Annotated in this window: 12 protein-coding genes and 1 riboswitch; of the genes, 10 read left to right on the top strand and 2 right to left on the bottom strand. The window is 46.0% G+C overall.

Annotated features, from left to right (window positions below; genetic code table 11):
* The first annotated feature begins 76 nt into the window (after positions 1–76).
* The 8 genes from H8K33_RS00790 (at position 77) to H8K33_RS00825 (ending at position 12,612) form a co-directional block, all read left to right on the top strand.
* Positions 77–943, top strand: coding sequence for an ABC transporter ATP-binding protein (locus H8K33_RS00790; protein ID WP_186889086.1), 867 nt, complete (start codon positions 77–79; stop codon positions 941–943).
* The gene (locus H8K33_RS00795) at positions 943–2,637 is read left to right on the top strand and encodes a hypothetical protein (RefSeq protein WP_186889087.1); all 1,695 of its coding nucleotides are present in this window, start codon (positions 943–945) and stop codon (positions 2,635–2,637) included. Before H8K33_RS00790 ends, H8K33_RS00795 begins: the two co-directional genes overlap by 1 nt.
* 298 nt (positions 2,638–2,935) lie before the next feature.
* A riboswitch (cobalamin riboswitch) is annotated at positions 2,936–3,175 on the top strand.
* A gap of 231 nt (positions 3,176–3,406) precedes the next feature.
* Positions 3,407–5,254: a TonB-dependent receptor domain-containing protein gene (locus tag H8K33_RS00800; protein WP_186889088.1), complete on the top strand. Its 1,848-nt coding sequence runs from the start codon at positions 3,407–3,409 to the stop codon at positions 5,252–5,254.
* 97 nt (positions 5,255–5,351) lie between these two features.
* Complete coding sequence (locus H8K33_RS00805) at positions 5,352–6,323, top strand: FecCD family ABC transporter permease (protein ID WP_186889725.1); 972 nt, start codon at positions 5,352–5,354, stop codon at positions 6,321–6,323.
* On the top strand, positions 6,320–7,108 hold the full coding sequence (locus H8K33_RS00810; protein WP_246443204.1) for an ABC transporter ATP-binding protein: 789 nt from the start codon (positions 6,320–6,322) through the stop codon (positions 7,106–7,108). Before H8K33_RS00805 ends, H8K33_RS00810 begins: the two co-directional genes overlap by 4 nt.
* 79 nt (positions 7,109–7,187) lie before the next feature.
* Positions 7,188–8,504: a cobyrinate a,c-diamide synthase gene (locus H8K33_RS00815; RefSeq protein WP_246443206.1), complete on the top strand. Its 1,317-nt coding sequence runs from the start codon at positions 7,188–7,190 to the stop codon at positions 8,502–8,504.
* Between the two features lie 90 nt (positions 8,505–8,594).
* Entirely contained in the window at positions 8,595–10,052 is a 1,458-nt protein-coding gene (locus H8K33_RS00820; protein WP_246443208.1) for a cobyric acid synthase, read from the top strand.
* Positions 10,053–10,338: 286 nt separating this feature from the next.
* Entirely contained in the window at positions 10,339–12,612 is a 2,274-nt protein-coding gene (locus H8K33_RS00825) for a TonB-dependent receptor plug domain-containing protein (RefSeq protein WP_186889090.1), read from the top strand.
* Between the two features lie 129 nt (positions 12,613–12,741).
* Here the strand turns inward: H8K33_RS00825 and H8K33_RS19785 are convergent, their stop codons facing one another.
* Together H8K33_RS19785 and H8K33_RS00835 are read right to left on the bottom strand one after the other, a co-directional pair.
* A complete protein-coding gene (locus H8K33_RS19785; RefSeq protein WP_186889091.1) occupies positions 12,742–13,239 on the bottom strand; it encodes a pilin in 498 nt (165 codons plus the stop codon).
* 88 nt (positions 13,240–13,327) lie between these two features.
* Positions 13,328–14,242 (bottom strand): LysR substrate-binding domain-containing protein, encoded by a 915-nt coding sequence (locus H8K33_RS00835; protein ID WP_186889092.1) that lies wholly within the window; start codon positions 14,240–14,242, stop codon positions 13,328–13,330.
* A 113-nt stretch (positions 14,243–14,355) separates the two neighbouring features.
* Here H8K33_RS00835 and H8K33_RS00840 point away from each other — a divergent pair, with 113 nt between their 5' ends.
* The gene (locus tag H8K33_RS00840; protein ID WP_186889093.1) at positions 14,356–15,378 is read left to right on the top strand and encodes a DUF1338 domain-containing protein; all 1,023 of its coding nucleotides are present in this window, start codon (positions 14,356–14,358) and stop codon (positions 15,376–15,378) included.
* A gap of 2 nt (positions 15,379–15,380) precedes the next feature.
* On the top strand, positions 15,381–16,817 hold the full coding sequence (locus H8K33_RS00845) for an FAD-binding oxidoreductase (protein WP_246443210.1): 1,437 nt from the start codon (positions 15,381–15,383) through the stop codon (positions 16,815–16,817).
* The last annotated feature ends 244 nt before the right edge of the window (positions 16,818–17,061 follow it).

Here is a 17,061-nt window from a genome sequence, read left to right on the forward strand (position 1 = left end):
TTTACTGTGTATTCATCAGCTTGATTTGCTTTGTCTTTCGAAAGCGATCTACGCATAATTTACAGGAGGATGTGTGATGCTTGAAATACGCAATGTCGTTAAACAATTTGGTAAAAATGTCACCGCAGTGGATGACGTCAGCCTGCAATTGCAACGTGGTGTCGTTGGCTTGATCGGGCACAATGGCGCGGGTAAAACAACGCTAATGCAGATGATTGCAACCTTGACGAAACCGAGTAGTGGGCAGATCATTTTTCAGGGTGTAGACATCTTGAAGTTCCCCGATGCGATTCGTACCAGACTCGGTTTTTTACCGCAAGATTTTGGCGTTTATCCGAATTTAAGTGCGCTTGAATTTATGCAGTATTTTGCTGCACTCAAAGGTGTACGTGACCCTGAGCGTATTCGATATTTGCTCGAGTTGGTCAACTTGACTGAACATGCACAGCGTTCTGCATCGGCATTCTCCGGCGGGATGCGACGTCGTCTCGGTATTGCGCAAGCCTTGCTCAATGACCCCGATATTCTGGTGGTTGATGAGCCAACTGCGGGTTTAGATCCAGAAGAGCGCTTACGTTTCCGAAATTTGTTAAGCGAGTTAGGCAATGAAAAATTGGTTCTGATGTCTACCCACATCGTTTCCGATGTCGAGAGTGTGGCAAGTGAATTGGCGATTATGCGTAACGGCAAATTAATTGGTTTTGATACACCTGAAAACATGATCACGAATGCTCATGGTCAAGTCTGGTCGGTGCAGTTACCAATCGCCGAAGCTGAATTGTTACGTCAGCGCTTTCAAATCTTACATGCGCAACGTCAAGCAGACATGATGTTATTGCGCATTGCGCATCCGGTGCAGCCGCATGCAGATGCGGTGATGGTGTTACCAAATTTAGAAGATGCCTTAATGGCACAGCGGTATTCTTTACAAGAGGTAGCGTGATGCGAGATTCCCCACTCTCAATGAAAACCAATGCGCGCATTAATGGCGCTACAACTGACGCCACAACTTCCGTCTTAAACTCAGGCTTACATGCTGGTTCCAGCGCTGGAAAATCTCAGGTTTTTGGGCAAACACTGCATTTGTTGCAGGTGTTGGCAATGAACGAAGTCAGATTGCGTATGCGACGCTTGAGCACTTTGCTAGCGGTTATGGCGATGGTGGCAATCAGTTGGGCAATGATCGTAGATCCAAAAACTGGATCTAGTTTAATGGCGATCAATCAATCGCGCGTACTTTACACCAGCTCTGCATTGGCAATGGGAAGTGCGAGCTTGCTAAGCTTCATCATGGCCTTGATCGGTTTTTTTCTGGTACGCGGTCGGATCGTCGAAGACATTCGCAGCGGCATTGGTTGCGTGATCGCGGCGACACCAGTGAGTAATAGTTTATTTTTATTTAGCCGCTGGCTAGGTGGTGTCGCGTACATGCTTGCCCTAGCCTTGGTAGCGATGTGTTCGATTATGGTTTTGCATGCGCTACGCGGTGACGGGCCAATTCAGCTTTGGGTGTATTTGCAAACCTATTTGTTAGTGCTTGGACCGATGTCTGTGTTTGCGGTAAGTGCTGCGATTTTATTTGATAGTGTTCCCTTATTAATGGGGAAAACGGGCGACTTTCTTTATTTTATTGCCTGGGTTTTTCAAGTGGCCATCGTTTCAAAAATTGAAGAGATGAGTTCTGGCTCTTTATCCTTATGGCTCATGTTCGACTTCAGTGGCTTAGTAAGTACGATAGTGATCTTGAAAACCCATTTGCTCACGAATAACTTTTCTATCGGTGCAAGTACCTTTGATCCCTTGCTGACGCCAATTACATTGCCTAGCAATATGTGGACGATTCCCATGGCTATGTTACGTTTTGGTGCGACGGGTTTGGCTTTGAGTTTGTTATTGCCAGCCATTGTTTTATTCCATCGCTTTTCTCCTGATAAAGTAAAGCAGTCGCATGCCAGAAAACGTCGTTCACCTTTGGAAATTTTAAATGGCTGGACCAGGCCACTGGCGAAACAAGTGCAGCCATTATTGATTTGGTCGGCGAAGTTGGCGAATTTTTTTGGACAGGTGGTGGCGGATATCGCTTTAACTTTCGTTAATGCACCATTTGCGATCATTGTCTTGGTGGTGTTCACGGTGTTTGCATCGCTACTCAAGCTCAATGTATTGCCTGGACTAACGGTTTTTGTAGTGGCGTTTTGGGGCGTGTTAATTAGTGATGTTAGCACCCGTGATTTTCAAGCAGCGATAGAAGGTATGACGGCCGCTGTCAAAGGTGGTGCGGTGCGCCGTTATTACAGACAGTTATTGGCGACGATGATGTTGGGATTTTTGTTTAGCGGTGTCATCATTTTTCGTTTGAGTTTTGCTTCTCCCTTGTTTGCGCTTGCCTTGGCGGTAGGGATCATGAGTGTGAGTGCATTGGCGACCAGTTTTGGGAAGATATCGAATACCTCAAAAACATTTATGTCTTTGTACCTGTTCACTTTGTACATTTCTACTCAGGCGAATAGTGTTGCTGAATTGGATTTGTTTGGATTTAATGGTGTGGCGAATATCAACACGATAGTGATGTACGGAACAATCGCCGCTGTAGCAGCATTAATTGGCTACATTCACACCCTGTATAAGGCGAAGTAACATGGTCGGCGGTGCAAGTTGCTAAGGGTTGAATTTCCTGTTGAAAAATCAATGGATAAATCAATGACTAAATCTATCGCTGGAAAAGTCAGACTTGAGTAACCAGAGTGCAACTTAACTAGAAATAAATTGAAAAATAATTTGAGGAATAGTTGGGTGTTGCAACAGCAATTGTTTGTGGATGTTGGATTTTCTGCGACTTCCTTTAATGTTTCTATGCCGACTATTTCCTCTATAGCATAGAGTTGACGCGGGTTAAGGAATTAATTTGTGTCCTTGTCCTGCGATCGTTTAAAGGCTAAAATGCCGCTGTTTTGGTGCCCGCCGACATAGTCATGTCAGCAGTTAAACGGGAAACACAATGCAATTTGCATACGTGTGCTGCCCCCGCAACGGTGTACAAACGTTTGATTTTTTCGCGCTTTTTAGTCTCGTCAGGATCAAACCAGCCATCCTTCATCGCCACTGTGCTTGTGCATGGGAAGGTGTGATGGTGATGTTTGTCAGCCCGGATACCGGCCAAGATAAGTGAAGTATTGCGAACGGGGATGTTCGGCGATGATTTTTCTTGCCTTAGTTTTTTAGTAAAAACTATTTCTTTGAATTCATAATTTCAGCTGAAATCTGCAAGCCCAAATTGATTTGGTTTTGCTTAATCTTATTCACATCATACTTTGTATTTGAGCACCCAACGGGGATCTCGGTGGCTTATGACCTGCTATTTGTCATCACGGGTAGTGATCGGCATTTAGCTATCAAGTAATTTATTATGACTCAATATTGCAAACCTCTTTGTCTGGCATTGGCTGTGGCAGCCTGCTTTTCTTCTTCTCCTCTTGTTCATGCTCAAGACGCACAATCACAAGTGCTGATTACCGCAGCGCGCCAACCGCAAGTTGCGAAAGATGTGTTAGCTGACAACGTGGTCATTACTGCGGAACAAATTCATTTATCCGGTGCGACTAGCATCGTTGATTTATTGCAGCAACAACGTGGCATCGAAATTTCTCGCACTGGTGGCTCCGGCTCTGTTGCATCTGTCTTCATTCGTGGTGCTGCGAACTCACAAAGCGTGGTGTTTGTCGATGGCGTTCGTATTGGTTCATCCACGACCGGTGGTGCGACCTGGAGCAGCATTCCTTTATCGCAAATTGAACGTATAGAAATTGTGTATGGTCCTTTGTCCAGTTTGTACGGCGCTGATGCGATGGGCGGTGTGATTCAATTGTTCACGAAAAAATCTGGCCCACAGTCTCGGACTAGTTTGAATTTTGGTATTGGCAGCAATCATTTGCGTAAATTTGAAGCGGGTATTTTCGGTTCTTCAGCAAATGATTTTCAATATAGTTTAAATACGGCAAAAGAAAGCAGCGATGGTTTCTCTGCATCTAAACCAGGGTCTGGCGCATTTACCTATAACGCTGATAAAGATGGCTATACACAAAAAAGCTTCAACGGTAATTTGGCGTGGAAATTGATGCCCGAATTAACGCTAGGGGTGAACTTTGTACAAAGCACTTTGGATGTGGATTTTGATGCAGGGCCAAGTTATCAAGATCGTGGCCAACAAAAATTTGATAATGTCGCGACATTCGCGAAAGCAAAGTTTGCGCCGAATTGGAATTCCAGTTTGCAGCTGTCGCGCAACACCGATCGTGTGTACACCGATGCTTCTTATGGTAAGGGTAATGCCGATACAAAACAACGTGGTTGGACTTGGCAGAATGATGTGACATTCGGTAAAGATGTTTTGCAGTTTGTATTCGAAGACAGAGAAGAAGATGTCCGCACTAATACTGCAGGTATCAGCGGCAAGCGTGATACTAAATCCTATGCTCTGGCCTACACGATGAAACAAGATGCACATCTGGCGAGTTTGAGTGGTCGAGTAGACGATAGTTCTCAATACGGCAAACACACAACTGGCAGCATTGCGTATGGCTATAAATTGACTGAGGTTTTGCGTGTGAATGCCAGCTATGGCACCAGCTTCCGTGCACCAACATTTAATGAATTGTATTACCCAGGCTTTGGTGTCGCATCGAATCGTCCTGAGTTAGGTAAAAATGCTGAAGCAGGTTTGTTCTATGACGATAATGTCTGGCAATTGAGTGCGGTTTACTACCAAAACAGAATCACCGATTTATTAGTTAGTACCAATCCGTGCCCAGTGGAAGTCGCGACCCATCGTTATGGTTGTGCTTACAACGTGAACAAGGCAACATTGTCTGGCTTCACCCTAGGGGCATCTGCTCGATTGGGACAGTGGAATGTGCGTGGCACCATGGATATTCAAGATCCGACTGACGACACGACTGGAAAACGTTTAGCGCGTCGTGCCAAACAACACGGTAGTTTAGGTGTTGACTATCGTATGGGGGATTTGACACTGGGTGCAGAAAGTGTTTTTTCTGGTGAACGTTTTGATGATGTTGCGAATCGAAATCGTTTAGCGGGTTACGGTATTTTGAATTTAATCGCCACGTATAAAGTCAGCCCTTCTTGGTTGTTACTAGCACGATGGAATAATGTCGCAGATAAAGAATATGAATTGGCACGTCACTATCGCACGCCAGAATCGAATTTCTATTTGGGCTTGAGTTACGGCTTTAAATAAGTTGTGACATCGACGTTTTGATGTCCCACATCTTGATAAAAGGAAACCACTGGTGAGAATACAAACACAAAAACGCGCAAACAGTTTAATACTGGGTATGTGTGTGCTCGCCTTGGCGAGTATTGTGTTTGCCTGCCTGATCGGCTCGGTTTCCTTAACATTCAGCGAATTGTGGCAAGCGCTTTTTGATTTGCTAAAGGGACAATCGTCAAATCTTGCGACCAGCGTGTTGGATTTACGTTTATCGCGTGCTTTGTCGGGTTTCGTGACTGGCGCGACGCTGGCTTTGTCGGGCGTCTTGATGCAAGCCTTGTTGCGTAATCCTTTGGCAGATCCGTATGTGCTAGGTCTATCAGGCGGTGCTTCGGTCGGTGCTTTGGCGACCATCTTATTTTTTGGTGCTGGCGTGATGGTCGATGTTGCTGCTTTTGGTGGCGCTATTTCGGTTGCGGCACTCTTGTTTCTGTTGGCGTATCGAGACTTGCGCGGATCTGGTAGTTCGGAAGGAAGTGCACCTCTGTTGTTGCTAACGGGGGTGATCGTCGCCGCTGGTTGTGGCGCAGTTGTGACTTTATTGTTGTCGATTGCGCCTGATAGTAGTTTGCGTGGAATGGTGTTTTGGATGATAGGTGATTTATCTAACACGCAACCACGTTACTTATCATGGATCATCTTGTTGCTGATCGCTGCTTTGATGATGAAAAATGCTCGGGCGATTAACATCGCAGCGATGCACGCTGATAACGCCAGCACGTTGGGAATTAATATCGGACGTCTGAGAAAAATACTCTTTGTTTGTGCCGCGCTGCTAACTGCCAGTGCAGTTAGTGCGGCAGGCAGTATTGGTTTCGTTGGCTTGATTATTCCACATGCTTGTCGCTTTGCGCTTGGCCCTGATCATCGCTTATTGATTCCTGTTGCGAGTTTGGCTGGTGGTAGCTTTTTAGTCTGCGCAGATGCTTTAGCGCGCACCGTTGTCGCACCTCAGCAATTACCGGTTGGTGTGATTACGGCAATCATCGGTGTTCCTGTGTTTTTGATACAGCTACATCAACTACGGAGAAGATGATGCCGGCTGAGAATTTATTGACGACACATAAGCTAAGCCTGTCGGTTGGTTCTAAAACCTTATTGGCTGATTTGAATTGGCAAGTCCAGTCCGGTGAATGTTGGTGCGTCATTGGACGCAATGGTGCAGGTAAGAGCACCTTACTGCGCACCTTGGCGCGTTTGCGTGAAATTGAATCAGGTTCAATTCAATTGCACGGCAAAGATTTACCTGAATGGCGCTTGGAAGAATTGGCCAGAGAGCGGGCTTATTTATCACAGTCGCGAGTGGATGCATTTGCTTATCGTGTGATTGAAACAGTATTGAGTGCGCGCCATCCTTATCATGATACTCACTATTGGGAATCTGCCCAAGATCACGAAATTGCCTTACAAGCTTTACGCTTGCTCGATGTAGAAGAGTTTGCACAACGTGATGTACGTAGTTTGTCTGGTGGTGAGCGTCAACGCGTGGCGATTGCCGCCTTATTGGCGCAGGACGCAGGTCTACTGTTGTTGGACGAGCCAGCGAATGCACTCGACTTAAGTCATCAAGTCAGTGTGATGCAAATTTTGGCACGCGAGTGTCAGACAAAAAATAAGGCGGTAGTGATGGTTAGTCACGATCTGAACCTTTCTTATGGCGTTGCTTCGCACGCCTTATTGATGATGCCAGATGGCTCCTATTTATGTGGTGATAAAGCGCAAATCATGACGGTGGAAAACCTCAGTCTTTGCCTGGCGCACCCGATTGAGCGCTTTGTTCATGGCGATCAAGTATTGTTTTTGCCTAGTGCGAAGGCTTAGTGTTGGGGGGCATTGCTAAACCTTAACTTGAAGCGACTTTGCTGCATTTTTCAGCGCTCAAATTCTTGAAGAAAATTATATGAATCCACCTAAGGCTAAAACTTTGGCACCCGTACTCATGATCTCAGCGATTGCGTCTGGTCAGGGAAAAACGACCGTGACCGCAGCAATTGCACGTCATTTTACGCAGCACGGAAAACACGTGCGCGTATTCAAAACGGGCGCTGATTTTATCGACCCCATGATGCTCCGACAGGCTTGCGGTAGCGCGGTTTTTTCATTGGATTTGTGGTTGTTAGGCTTGCCTGCTTGTCGTGCTTTATTGATGGAAGCTGCACAACAGGCAGACTTGGTATTGATTGAAGGTGTGATGGGTTTGTATGATGGCACACCATCTTCCGCTGATTTGGCCAATGCATTTGGTGTTCCGGTATTGGCAGTGATTGATGCATCTGCGATGGCGCAAACTGTCGGTGCTGTGGCAATGGGCTTGCGCGATTTTGGTCCAGTGCAGTTGGCGGGTGTTGTCGCCAATCGTATCGCGTCTGATGGACATTTAGCGATGATACAGAACGCCTTGCGTGACATCCCTGTTTTGGCAAGTTTGCGCCGGCAAGAACAGGCACTGCCAGAGCGTCATCTTGGGCTGGTCTTGCCAGACGAAGTTGGTGGTGTCGATGAGATCTTAAATCGTATGGCAGATAGCCTCAGCTTGGATGTCAATGCTTGGCAAGTGATACCTACAATGCGTTTTACCGATGATGAATCGCTGGCGGTTGACGTGCCTCAGCTATTAGCGGGTAAGCGTATCGCAATTGCGCGCGATGCTTCGTTTGCCTTCATTTATCCGGCCAATTTGCTCGCATTGGAGCAGATGGGTGCCCAGCTCGATTATTTTTCTCCTCTAGCTGATCAAGCGATACCAGCACAAGCGGATGCATTATATTTGCCTGGTGGTTATCCAGAATTACATGCAGAAACTTTAAGTCAGGCACACACTTGGCTGACATCGTTGCACGCATTTCAACAAGCGGGAAAAGTCATTTATGCTGAATGTGGCGGTATGATCAGTTTGGCTGAGTCATTACTGGATTTAAACGGCAAAGAATGGAAAATGGCCGGCCTAATTCAAGGACAAATTAAGATGCAAAAACGCTTGGCTGCCTTGGGTATGCAAAGCTGGATCACTGAACATGGCGAGTTACGTGGGCATACATTCCATTATTCGACTTTTGATTGTCCGCTCACTGCTTTCTCACATACGCTTAAGCAGAAGACGCAAGATCAAGGCGAGGCAATTTATCGGATTGGGCAATTGCAAGCAACGTATTTTCATGCGTATTTTCCATCGAATTATCTAGCCACCGCGCGTTTGTTTTTGCATTCAGATAATTAGCGCGTGTTTGTCAAAAATAATGCCAGTAAGATCTACTTTTTACACATAGCTGATCTAAAAAACCAACTTCAATAAGTTCATAATCAAATCATGAAGATAAAAACTCTGATGGTGCAAGGTACGACTTCCGATGCAGGTAAAACGACGGTGGTTGCTGCGTTGTGTCGTTTATTGCATCGTCAAGCGGTCAATGTGGTGCCGATGAAACCGCAAAATATGGCATTGAATAGCGCGGTGACAGAAGATGGTGGTGAGATAGGCAGGGCACAAGCTTTGCAGGCACAGGCTGCGGGATTGCCAGCACATACGGATATGAACCCGATTTTGATTAAACCCTCGTCGGATATGGGGGCACAAATTGTTGTGCATGGCAAAGTGCGTGCGGATATGGATGCGCGCGACTATGATCAGTATAAAACTGTCGCAATGTCTGCGGTGTTGGAGTCGTATGCGCGCTTGCTGCAGCAATATGACTGCATTATTGTCGAAGGCGCAGGAAGCCCAGCCGAAGTCAATTTGCGGGCACGCGACATTGCGAATATGGGGTTTGCCGAGGCAGTTGATTGTCCAGTGATCTTGGTTGCGGATATTGATCGTGGCGGCGTGTTCGCGCATTTTATTGGCACGCTTGAATGCCTTTCTGAATCAGAAAGAAACCGTATCATCGGCTTTGTCATCAATCGCTTTCGCGGCGATATTACGCTGCTCGAACCTGGTCTGGATTGGTTGGAGCAAAAGACCGGTAAACCCGTTCTAGCGGTATTGCCGTACTTGCATGGTTTGATGTTGGACGCAGAAGATGCGATTCAAATGAAACAAAATAATACCGGTAAGTTTCGAATCATCGTGCCAGCGATTCCACGTATCGCGAATCACACAGATTTTGACGCATTGCGTGCGCATCCCGATGTCGATTTGCAGTTCATTGGGCCTGATCATCCTATTCCATCTGCAGATTTAATTATTCTTCCCGGCAGTAAAAATACTCGCGACGATCTGGAGTTTTTAAAGCAACGTGGTTGGCAACAAGTGCTAGAAAAGCATTTGCGATATGGCGGTAAAGTGATTGGTATTTGCGGTGGCTATCAAATGTTGGGTCAAATCGTCAGTGACCCGCATGGTGTCGAAGGCAAAGCCGGAGATTCTATGGCTTTAGGCTTGCTCGACATCACAACGGAGCTCACCAAAGAAAAACGCTTGCAGCAAGTGCACGGACATTGCTTGTTCGGTCACGATCAAAGTGCCAAAGTGGCTGGTTATGAAATCCATATGGGCGTGACCTATGCCAGTAGTGAAACCTTGCCGGCATTTATGATCGATGAGAGCGGCACACCACAAGAAGAGGGCACACGCTCGCCAGACGATCAAATCCTTGGAACTTATCTGCATGGCTTGTTTGATCATCCAGAAGCTTGCCAGGCCTTGTTGGCTTGGGCTGGCTTGCAAAGTGAGGCGGTCGTTGATTTAAATGCTTTACGTGAGCAAAGTATTGATCGTGTTGCCGATGCTTGCATCCCTTTGCTTGACGCTTTACAGCGTATGAATTGATATATTTGTAAAGTTCTCAACATTTCCCTCCATATTTCCCCAAGATCGAATTGCCCGTGCATCAAGGTATAATGCGCGGCTTTCGATGGATGTACTTGCGTTTTGTCGCTAGTCATCCTGCAAGCTGTGCATGCATCGATAATTGCAGACCTATGTTTCATTAGGTTTTCATATGTTTCTATCTGCTCAGCTTTTGTATCAAAGTGTTTCCTTTTGGGTATTGTGATGAACTTTCTCAACAGCCCTCAAGTCGAAGCCCCATCTTTCATTAACTCTTGGTGTTTATATGTTCTCTGTTCCATCGCAATTTCGTTTGGCTTTAATTCCTTTGTCTGTGTTGTTGGCGTACGGTTCAACCGCTTATGCACAACAAACGCAAGAAGAAGCTGATAAAACGAAACAAAAGCAAGCGGTACCTGCAAAGCCTGCAAGTACGCCAGCCAATGCGCCAGCAGGTCAAACCACAGCGCCAGTAGCGGCACCAGCCGGCGCTGTACAAAAAGTGCAGATTAGCGGTGCAAAAGGCTATGACGAGCGTCGTCAAGACACGGCAAGTAAGATCGTTGTGACGCAAGAAGATATCGTGCGTTACGGCGATACAAATATCGGTGACGTGTTGAAACGTCTGCCTGGCGTAACCATCGGTGGTGTGCAAGGACGTGGCGGTGCGATTCGTATGCGTGGTCTTGGTGCTGGCTACACGCAAATCATGCTCAACGGTGAACCTAGTCCGCCAGGTTTCTCTTTGGATTCGCTCGCTCCTGACAATATCGAACGTATCGAAGTGATTCGTGCGGCGACGGCAGAATTAAGTACACAATCTATTGCTGGTGCAATTAATATCGTCTTGAAAAAAGCGATCGTTACCGCCCAACGTGAGTTGAAATTCGGTTTCAGCGAAGAAAATGGTAAGCCAGGTGTGAATGCTAGTTTGCAGCTGTCCGACAAGATCGGAAAAATGTCTTATTCAATTTCTGGTAACTTGAATCATGGTGAATTCGGCCGTCCAGATTCCAGTACAGAGGTATTCACCGATAACAAAGGTCTGGTGACTTTATCGCGTAAATCCAATACCGAAAGCGAAGGTAAATTTCAATCCATCGGTATTTCACCACGTATCAATTGGATGTTAGAAAACGGTGATATGTTGACCTCGCAAAGTTTCGTCAATGCGAACCGTTTCACCAATCGCAATCAACAATCTACAGCGACTTTGATTGGTGAAAAGCCTTTGTTTTTGGATGAGAACTCCAATAATCGTTCAGACAGCACGTCCATCCGTACGAATTTATCGTATGTGAAAAAATTAGCGGATAGTGCCAAACTCGATATACGTTTTGGTGCGAATTATAATCAGCGTGAAGGCGATAATAATTCCAACGCAAAAGGTGTTTCTCAAACCTTGATTCGTACCTATAGTTCAGAAAATACCGATAATGGTTTCACCTACGGTGGTAAATACACCGCGCCATTCGTTGAAGATCATGCATTGGCAGCAGGTTGGGATGGTGGTTACAGCAAACGTAGTGACAGCAATACTCGCAGAGATGTGATCACAGGAACTGGTCCAATTACCGCCTTTAATGCGGATGAAGAATATTCAGCAAACGTTAATCGCTTGGCTTTGTTCGTGCAAGACGAATGGAACTACACCAAAAATTTATCCATCTACGCTGGTGTGCGTTGGGAAGGTATTGATACCAGCAGCAAAGGCAATACTTACGCGGAAATCAAAAATCGTTCCAGTGTATTGAGCCCAATTTTGCAAACGCTGTACAAGATCCCAGGTAGTAAAAATGATCAGGTGCGTTTGGGTATTACCCGTACTTACAAAGCACCAGACACAGGTCGTTTAGTACCTCGCCGTTTCTTGTCAACAAATAATAGTGCGACTAGCCCAGACAATATGGGTAATCCAAATTTGAAGCCAGAATTGGCTTGGGGTCTTGATGCTGGCTTTGAACATTATTTAACGGATGGCGGTATTTTGAGTGTGAATTTCTTCTTGCGCCGGATTGAAGATTTTACGCGTACGTCCATCGTGAACGACGGTCGCTGGGTGGCGATGCCAACCAATGATGGTTTGGCGACTACACGCGGTGTCGAGTTTGATGCGAAGTTTCCACTGCGTAGTTTGATGGAAGATGCGCCAGCAATCGACTTCCGTGCGAATCTTGCTTTCAATTCTTCAACGGTGAATTCAGTGCCAGGTCCAAACAATCGTTTAGATTCACAAACACCTGTTAGTGCCAACTTTGGTGTTGATTACAAGTTGGACGATGTGCCTTTGACTTTGGGTGGTAATCTGAGCTTCCAAAATGCAGGACCGGTGCGTATCTCTGTCAACCAAAGCAGCTACGGTATTCCTAAGCGAGTTTTGGATGTGTATGCATTATGGAAGTTTGATAACAAGTCGAACGTGCGTGTAGCTTTGGGTAACGCGCTGCATCAAGATAACTTCTCTTCAAGCACTTACACAGATGCGAGCGGTTCTTTAGTTCGTACAAATACATCGAAGACAAACGTGGCTCTGCGCGTGAATTTTGAGCATAAGTTTTAATTCCATGCTGTTGTAGAAGCGATTTCACTTCATAGTGAAATCGCTTCGCTGCATAAAGCAAGGGGTGACAAATTTAGATTTGTCACCCCTTGTTTTTATACCTCATGGAATTTAGTGACGCTTTGTCGATTACGGTTTCGGTTTATCACGTGCACGACAGATCAGCGGTAAATTTTGTGGATCAATTGTGGTTCTATCCGTACCTTTTACCGTCATTTTGTCAGGTGCGCCAGCATTTGCGCAGACCCACGTGATAGGTACGACCGGCGCATCGTCGACTACGGCAGGGCGGAAGGTCAAAATTTTGTTTTCTAATTTACTGTGCGCGCGGTTACCAAATTTCATGTGAATCGCCCCGTTTTCAACCGTGACGCTGGTAACGTAGTTGCTGACGATTTTCTCTGGTGGTGGTAGACCTGCTGCATTGTTATCAGCGGGAAAAATTTGTTCGGTCTTCCAAGCAATTGCGATTGGGGTTTTGGCGATGTCGATCAGAGGTATGGAAGTTTCAATCTGTTCGCGAATAATTTTAAATAAATAAGATGGCAGCGCCATCGCCGCCAAAATTGCGATAATTGCGACGGCAACCATTGCTTCCAAGAGTGAAAAGCCGAGAATTTTTTTCATATAAATATCGGTTAGGTAAGTGAGTATTTGAATTACTAGTTAATTTTAGCAAGTTATTTCCTGCTTACGTCAATTTACTAGATTTCATTTATTTGGCGACTTGTGCTGTTTGTGACAATAACCAAGTTCTAAATGCCTGTAATGTCGGTAAGTTGGTGTTTTCTTCCGGGTAAACTAAGTAATAGCCAGTCTGCTCAGGTAAGCTAAGATCGATAGGTATTTGCAATTTACCACTATCAAGATGATTCTTGACCATATAACGCGGAATCAAAGCAACGCCAAGTCCTGCAATGGCGGCCTCGATGAGCATGGTAAATAGTTCGTAACGCGCACCATTTACCGCACAAACATCGTTTGTATGCTGGTGTAAATCAAACCAACGGCGCCAGTCTTCTAAGCGCGTACTTAGATGTAGCAGCGGCATTTGCGCAATGTCTTTAATGCTTGCATGCTTTTTTCTGCTCAAATATTTTTGTAGTAATTGTGGACTGCAGACGGGAATGGCATGATCTTCCGCCATTAAATAATCGCCGCTGGTTCCTGGCCAGATAGCATTGCCAGAATGTATGGCCGCATGAAATAAAGAATCTGGAAATAAGAAAGCACTGGTCTTTGTGCTCAGGTTGATAGTGATATCAGGCCGCAATTGCTGAAATTCTGCCAATCTTGGGATTAACCATTGTGTCGCAAAAGTCGGGATGACGGCTAGTTCTAGCACACCAGCGCCTTCCTTATGTGCCATCAGCTCTAAGGTATCGCGTTCTATTTTGTCTAAGTGTCGGCGAATTTTTTCAGCATAGTCGCGCCCTGCATCGCTAAGTTGCACCCGCTTTTTGACGCGTGCAAACAAGGCAAGGCCTAACCAATCCTCCAAATTGGCGATTTGTTTGCAGACCGCACTTTGCGTTAGTGACAGCTCATCGGCAGCTTGCGTGAAACTTTGCAAGCGAGCCGCGGCCTCAAAAACCAGTAAGGCATTTAGACTAGGAACTTTGCGACGCATAGTATGTATTCCATTTATTCACTAAGTCTTGATTTTAACTCCTTTGTACTCATGTACCAAATTGTCTAGAGTAGCATCTGTTGATGGCGTAAATTACAAAAGGCGAAATTGTGATGAATGAAAATTTGATGGTCTTGTTAGAACACCAGCTAGGTCAGGCAGCGGCACAAGACTTGGTGAATTTAATGCATATACCCGATTTATTTTCTTGCGGTGAGAGTGGCAAGGTGACGCGTGCCGAGTTGGCGCAAGCATTGAATATGTTGCTGTTTTCAGGTGTATTGGAGCGCGTTCCTAGCGGTCGGCAATATACGCAGGAAATCGTCACGCGTGGCGAAAAAGTTATGTTGGATCATGGTGCATTACGCACTGTACGTTGGTTGGATTCTGGACAATTACCTCCGGGTGAAGTGGCGATTACGCGTATTTTGCGACCACTTGGCTATTACTTGAACGGCGTTTATCCCTTAGAGAAATTGAAGATGACAGGGCGCTCTTACGCACATTTGGATGATCCCGAAAATATCTCGCAGTTTTTTGTCAGTGAGTTACATCCAGAGCGTTTTTCAATTCCATTCCAACAAGCAGTTAGTCGGGTGATTGGACAATCTCGTGATCCTTTGACACCCGCTGCGGTAGCGCAATTGCATGAGCTTGAGCGCGACGGGCATTTGCCTTTAGCGCAGGCGCTTGAGTTAATGCCGGTGCTACTCGCTTGTTTTGCCCGACAACATGGCGTGCCATTTGAAGTGGATTACGAATTGTTATTAAGTGAGTCGGCGGAAATGGCTTGGATTGCCACGGAAGGCAATGTATTTAATCATGCGACCGACCGCGTTGCGGATGTGATTGCCGTTAGCGAAGAACAAAAAAAATTAGGTAGACCAATTAAAGCGCAAGTTGAGATATCGGCATCGGGTCGCGTTCGCCAAACTGCATTCAAAGCAGATTTGCTTGAGCGTCAATTGATTCATACAGATGGTCAGGTCATCGTTCGTCAACTACCTGGCTCTTTCTATGAATTAATCAGCCGTGACATGATTCCCGAATCGAATCCCGCACGTCTTGATTTGGGTTTCGATACAAGTAATGCACAGGGCATCTTTAAAATGACGGCGAATTCATCAGTGAAATAGTAATGACCTCGAAAAATTCCCCGATGAACATGCCACTCCTGATTCTCACGCTACAAAAATTATTAGGCGAGGCTGACTTATTGCTCGATCCTGATGATTGTCGCCCTTATTGTAAAGGGGCTAGATATGGAGAAGGCGAGACTTTGGCGGTGCTGCGCCCAGACAGCCACGAGCAGGTTGTGGAGATTGTGCGCCTATGTCAAACATATCATCAAGCCTTGCTCTTACAGGGCGCAAACACAGGCCTAGTGGCAGCCAGCACGCCCGATGCAAGTGGGCGATTTTTCGTGTTAAGTTTGGAGCGTTTAAAGAAACACATTGCGATTGATGTGGTCAATCGTTCCGTCGAGGTTGATGCTGGTGTTAGTTTGCATGAACTTAATACGGCTCTTGAAGAACATGGATTATTTTTCCCTATCGACCTTGCTGCCAATCCATCAATTGGCGGGATGATTGCTGCCAACACGGGCGGTGCAAAATTAATTAAGTACGGCGATGTCAGACAAAATTTGCTCGGATTGCGCGCGGTATTGATGGAACCCGCTGGGGAAGTATTAGATCTGCAGCATGCCTTGCGCAAAAACAATACGGGACCGGATCTCAAACATTTATTTGTCGGAAGTAGCGGTTGTTACGGCGTGATTACGCGGGCGGTATTGCAAGTACATTACTTGCCGAAACTAACCGCGGCAGCCCTTGTCGTACCGCGTGATCAGTCTGCGGTGTTGGAGCTGTTGCAGGTGTTGGAGCGTGATTGTGGCGAGTATTTGTCTGCCTTCGAAGGTATCTCTGGCGCCGCTTTGCAAGCCGTGTTACGTCATGTGCCCGCGATCAAGCAGCCGTTTCACCCTGAGCCCTGTCCTGATTACTGTGTATTGATTGAACTTAGTAGCCGCTCAGATACGCAAGCTGGTAGCGATTTGAATGCGCTTTTGAGTGGATGTTTAGAGAAACTGTTTGGTACGGTGGTAGAAAATGCCGTGTTAGGAAGAGCAACAGAGTTATGGCGGATTCGGCATGCGATTAGCGAAGCCATACGCCATGAAGGCAAAGTGATTGCCTTTGATATTGCGATGCCGCGCTCGGCTTTGGTGGATTTTCGTGCGCAAGCTTTAGCGCTGATCGCTAGCCATTATCCTTGGATACGTGTGATGGATTTTGGTCATTGGGCTGATGGTGGCTGCCATTTCAATATGGTCTGGCCGAGCGATACCGAACAAGTACTGTCAGATTCGGTCGTGCAGGAAATTCGTGATCTGATTTACGATTTGGTGGTGTTAGGCTATCAAGGCAGTTTTAGCGCTGAACATGGCATTGGTCCTTATAATCAAGCTTATTATCAACGCTACACACCTGCAATTCAAAAGCATTTATCAGGGCAGATACAAGACTTGCTGGATCCTCAAAAATTACTGGGAATTTGCCACTTCGGACATTGATTTTTTTGATGATTCGCATGCAAATTTGTTTAAACAGTTTTCGTTTTGATGCTCTATTCTTTATTCCGACATCCCGTTATGATGCGCAAGGCGCAGAGTTCTAGCGCCGAAACTCGTAGAATAAACCCAGATTTTCCATTAGGCGCGTCTTCGACGCTATTTGTGTGCTGACGGCGCATTTTTGGCCATTTTTGCTGCTCTTCGTTGTCAATAGCTAGCTATTGACGCCTCATTCGCAACAAAA

This window comes from Affinundibacterium amnicola, from assembly GCF_014284275.1.
GTDB lineage: Bacteria > Pseudomonadota > Gammaproteobacteria > Burkholderiales > Burkholderiaceae_D > Undibacterium > Undibacterium amnicola.

What these genes read in the sequence shown, in the direction of transcription:
- H8K33_RS00790 (WP_186889086.1), top strand. Translation starts at nt 77, where the DNA reads ATGCTTGAAATACGCAATGTCGTTAAACAATTTGGTAAAAATGTCACC.
- H8K33_RS00795 (WP_186889087.1), top strand. Translation starts at nt 943, where the DNA reads ATGCGAGATTCCCCACTCTCAATGAAAACCAATGCGCGCATTAATGGC.
- H8K33_RS00800 (WP_186889088.1), top strand. Translation starts at nt 3,407, where the DNA reads ATGACTCAATATTGCAAACCTCTTTGTCTGGCATTGGCTGTGGCAGCC.
- H8K33_RS00805 (WP_186889725.1), top strand. Translation starts at nt 5,352, where the DNA reads ATGTGTGTGCTCGCCTTGGCGAGTATTGTGTTTGCCTGCCTGATCGGC.
- H8K33_RS00810 (WP_246443204.1), top strand. Translation starts at nt 6,320, where the DNA reads ATGATGCCGGCTGAGAATTTATTGACGACACATAAGCTAAGCCTGTCG.
- H8K33_RS00815 (WP_246443206.1), top strand. Translation starts at nt 7,188, where the DNA reads ATGAATCCACCTAAGGCTAAAACTTTGGCACCCGTACTCATGATCTCA.
- H8K33_RS00820 (WP_246443208.1), top strand. Translation starts at nt 8,595, where the DNA reads ATGAAGATAAAAACTCTGATGGTGCAAGGTACGACTTCCGATGCAGGT.
- H8K33_RS00825 (WP_186889090.1), top strand. Translation starts at nt 10,339, where the DNA reads ATGTTCTCTGTTCCATCGCAATTTCGTTTGGCTTTAATTCCTTTGTCT.
- H8K33_RS19785 (WP_186889091.1), bottom strand. Translation starts at nt 13,239, where the DNA reads ATGAAAAAAATTCTCGGCTTTTCACTCTTGGAAGCAATGGTTGCCGTC.
- H8K33_RS00835 (WP_186889092.1), bottom strand. Translation starts at nt 14,242, where the DNA reads ATGCGTCGCAAAGTTCCTAGTCTAAATGCCTTACTGGTTTTTGAGGCC.
- H8K33_RS00840 (WP_186889093.1), top strand. Translation starts at nt 14,356, where the DNA reads ATGAATGAAAATTTGATGGTCTTGTTAGAACACCAGCTAGGTCAGGCA.
- H8K33_RS00845 (WP_246443210.1), top strand. Translation starts at nt 15,381, where the DNA reads ATGACCTCGAAAAATTCCCCGATGAACATGCCACTCCTGATTCTCACG.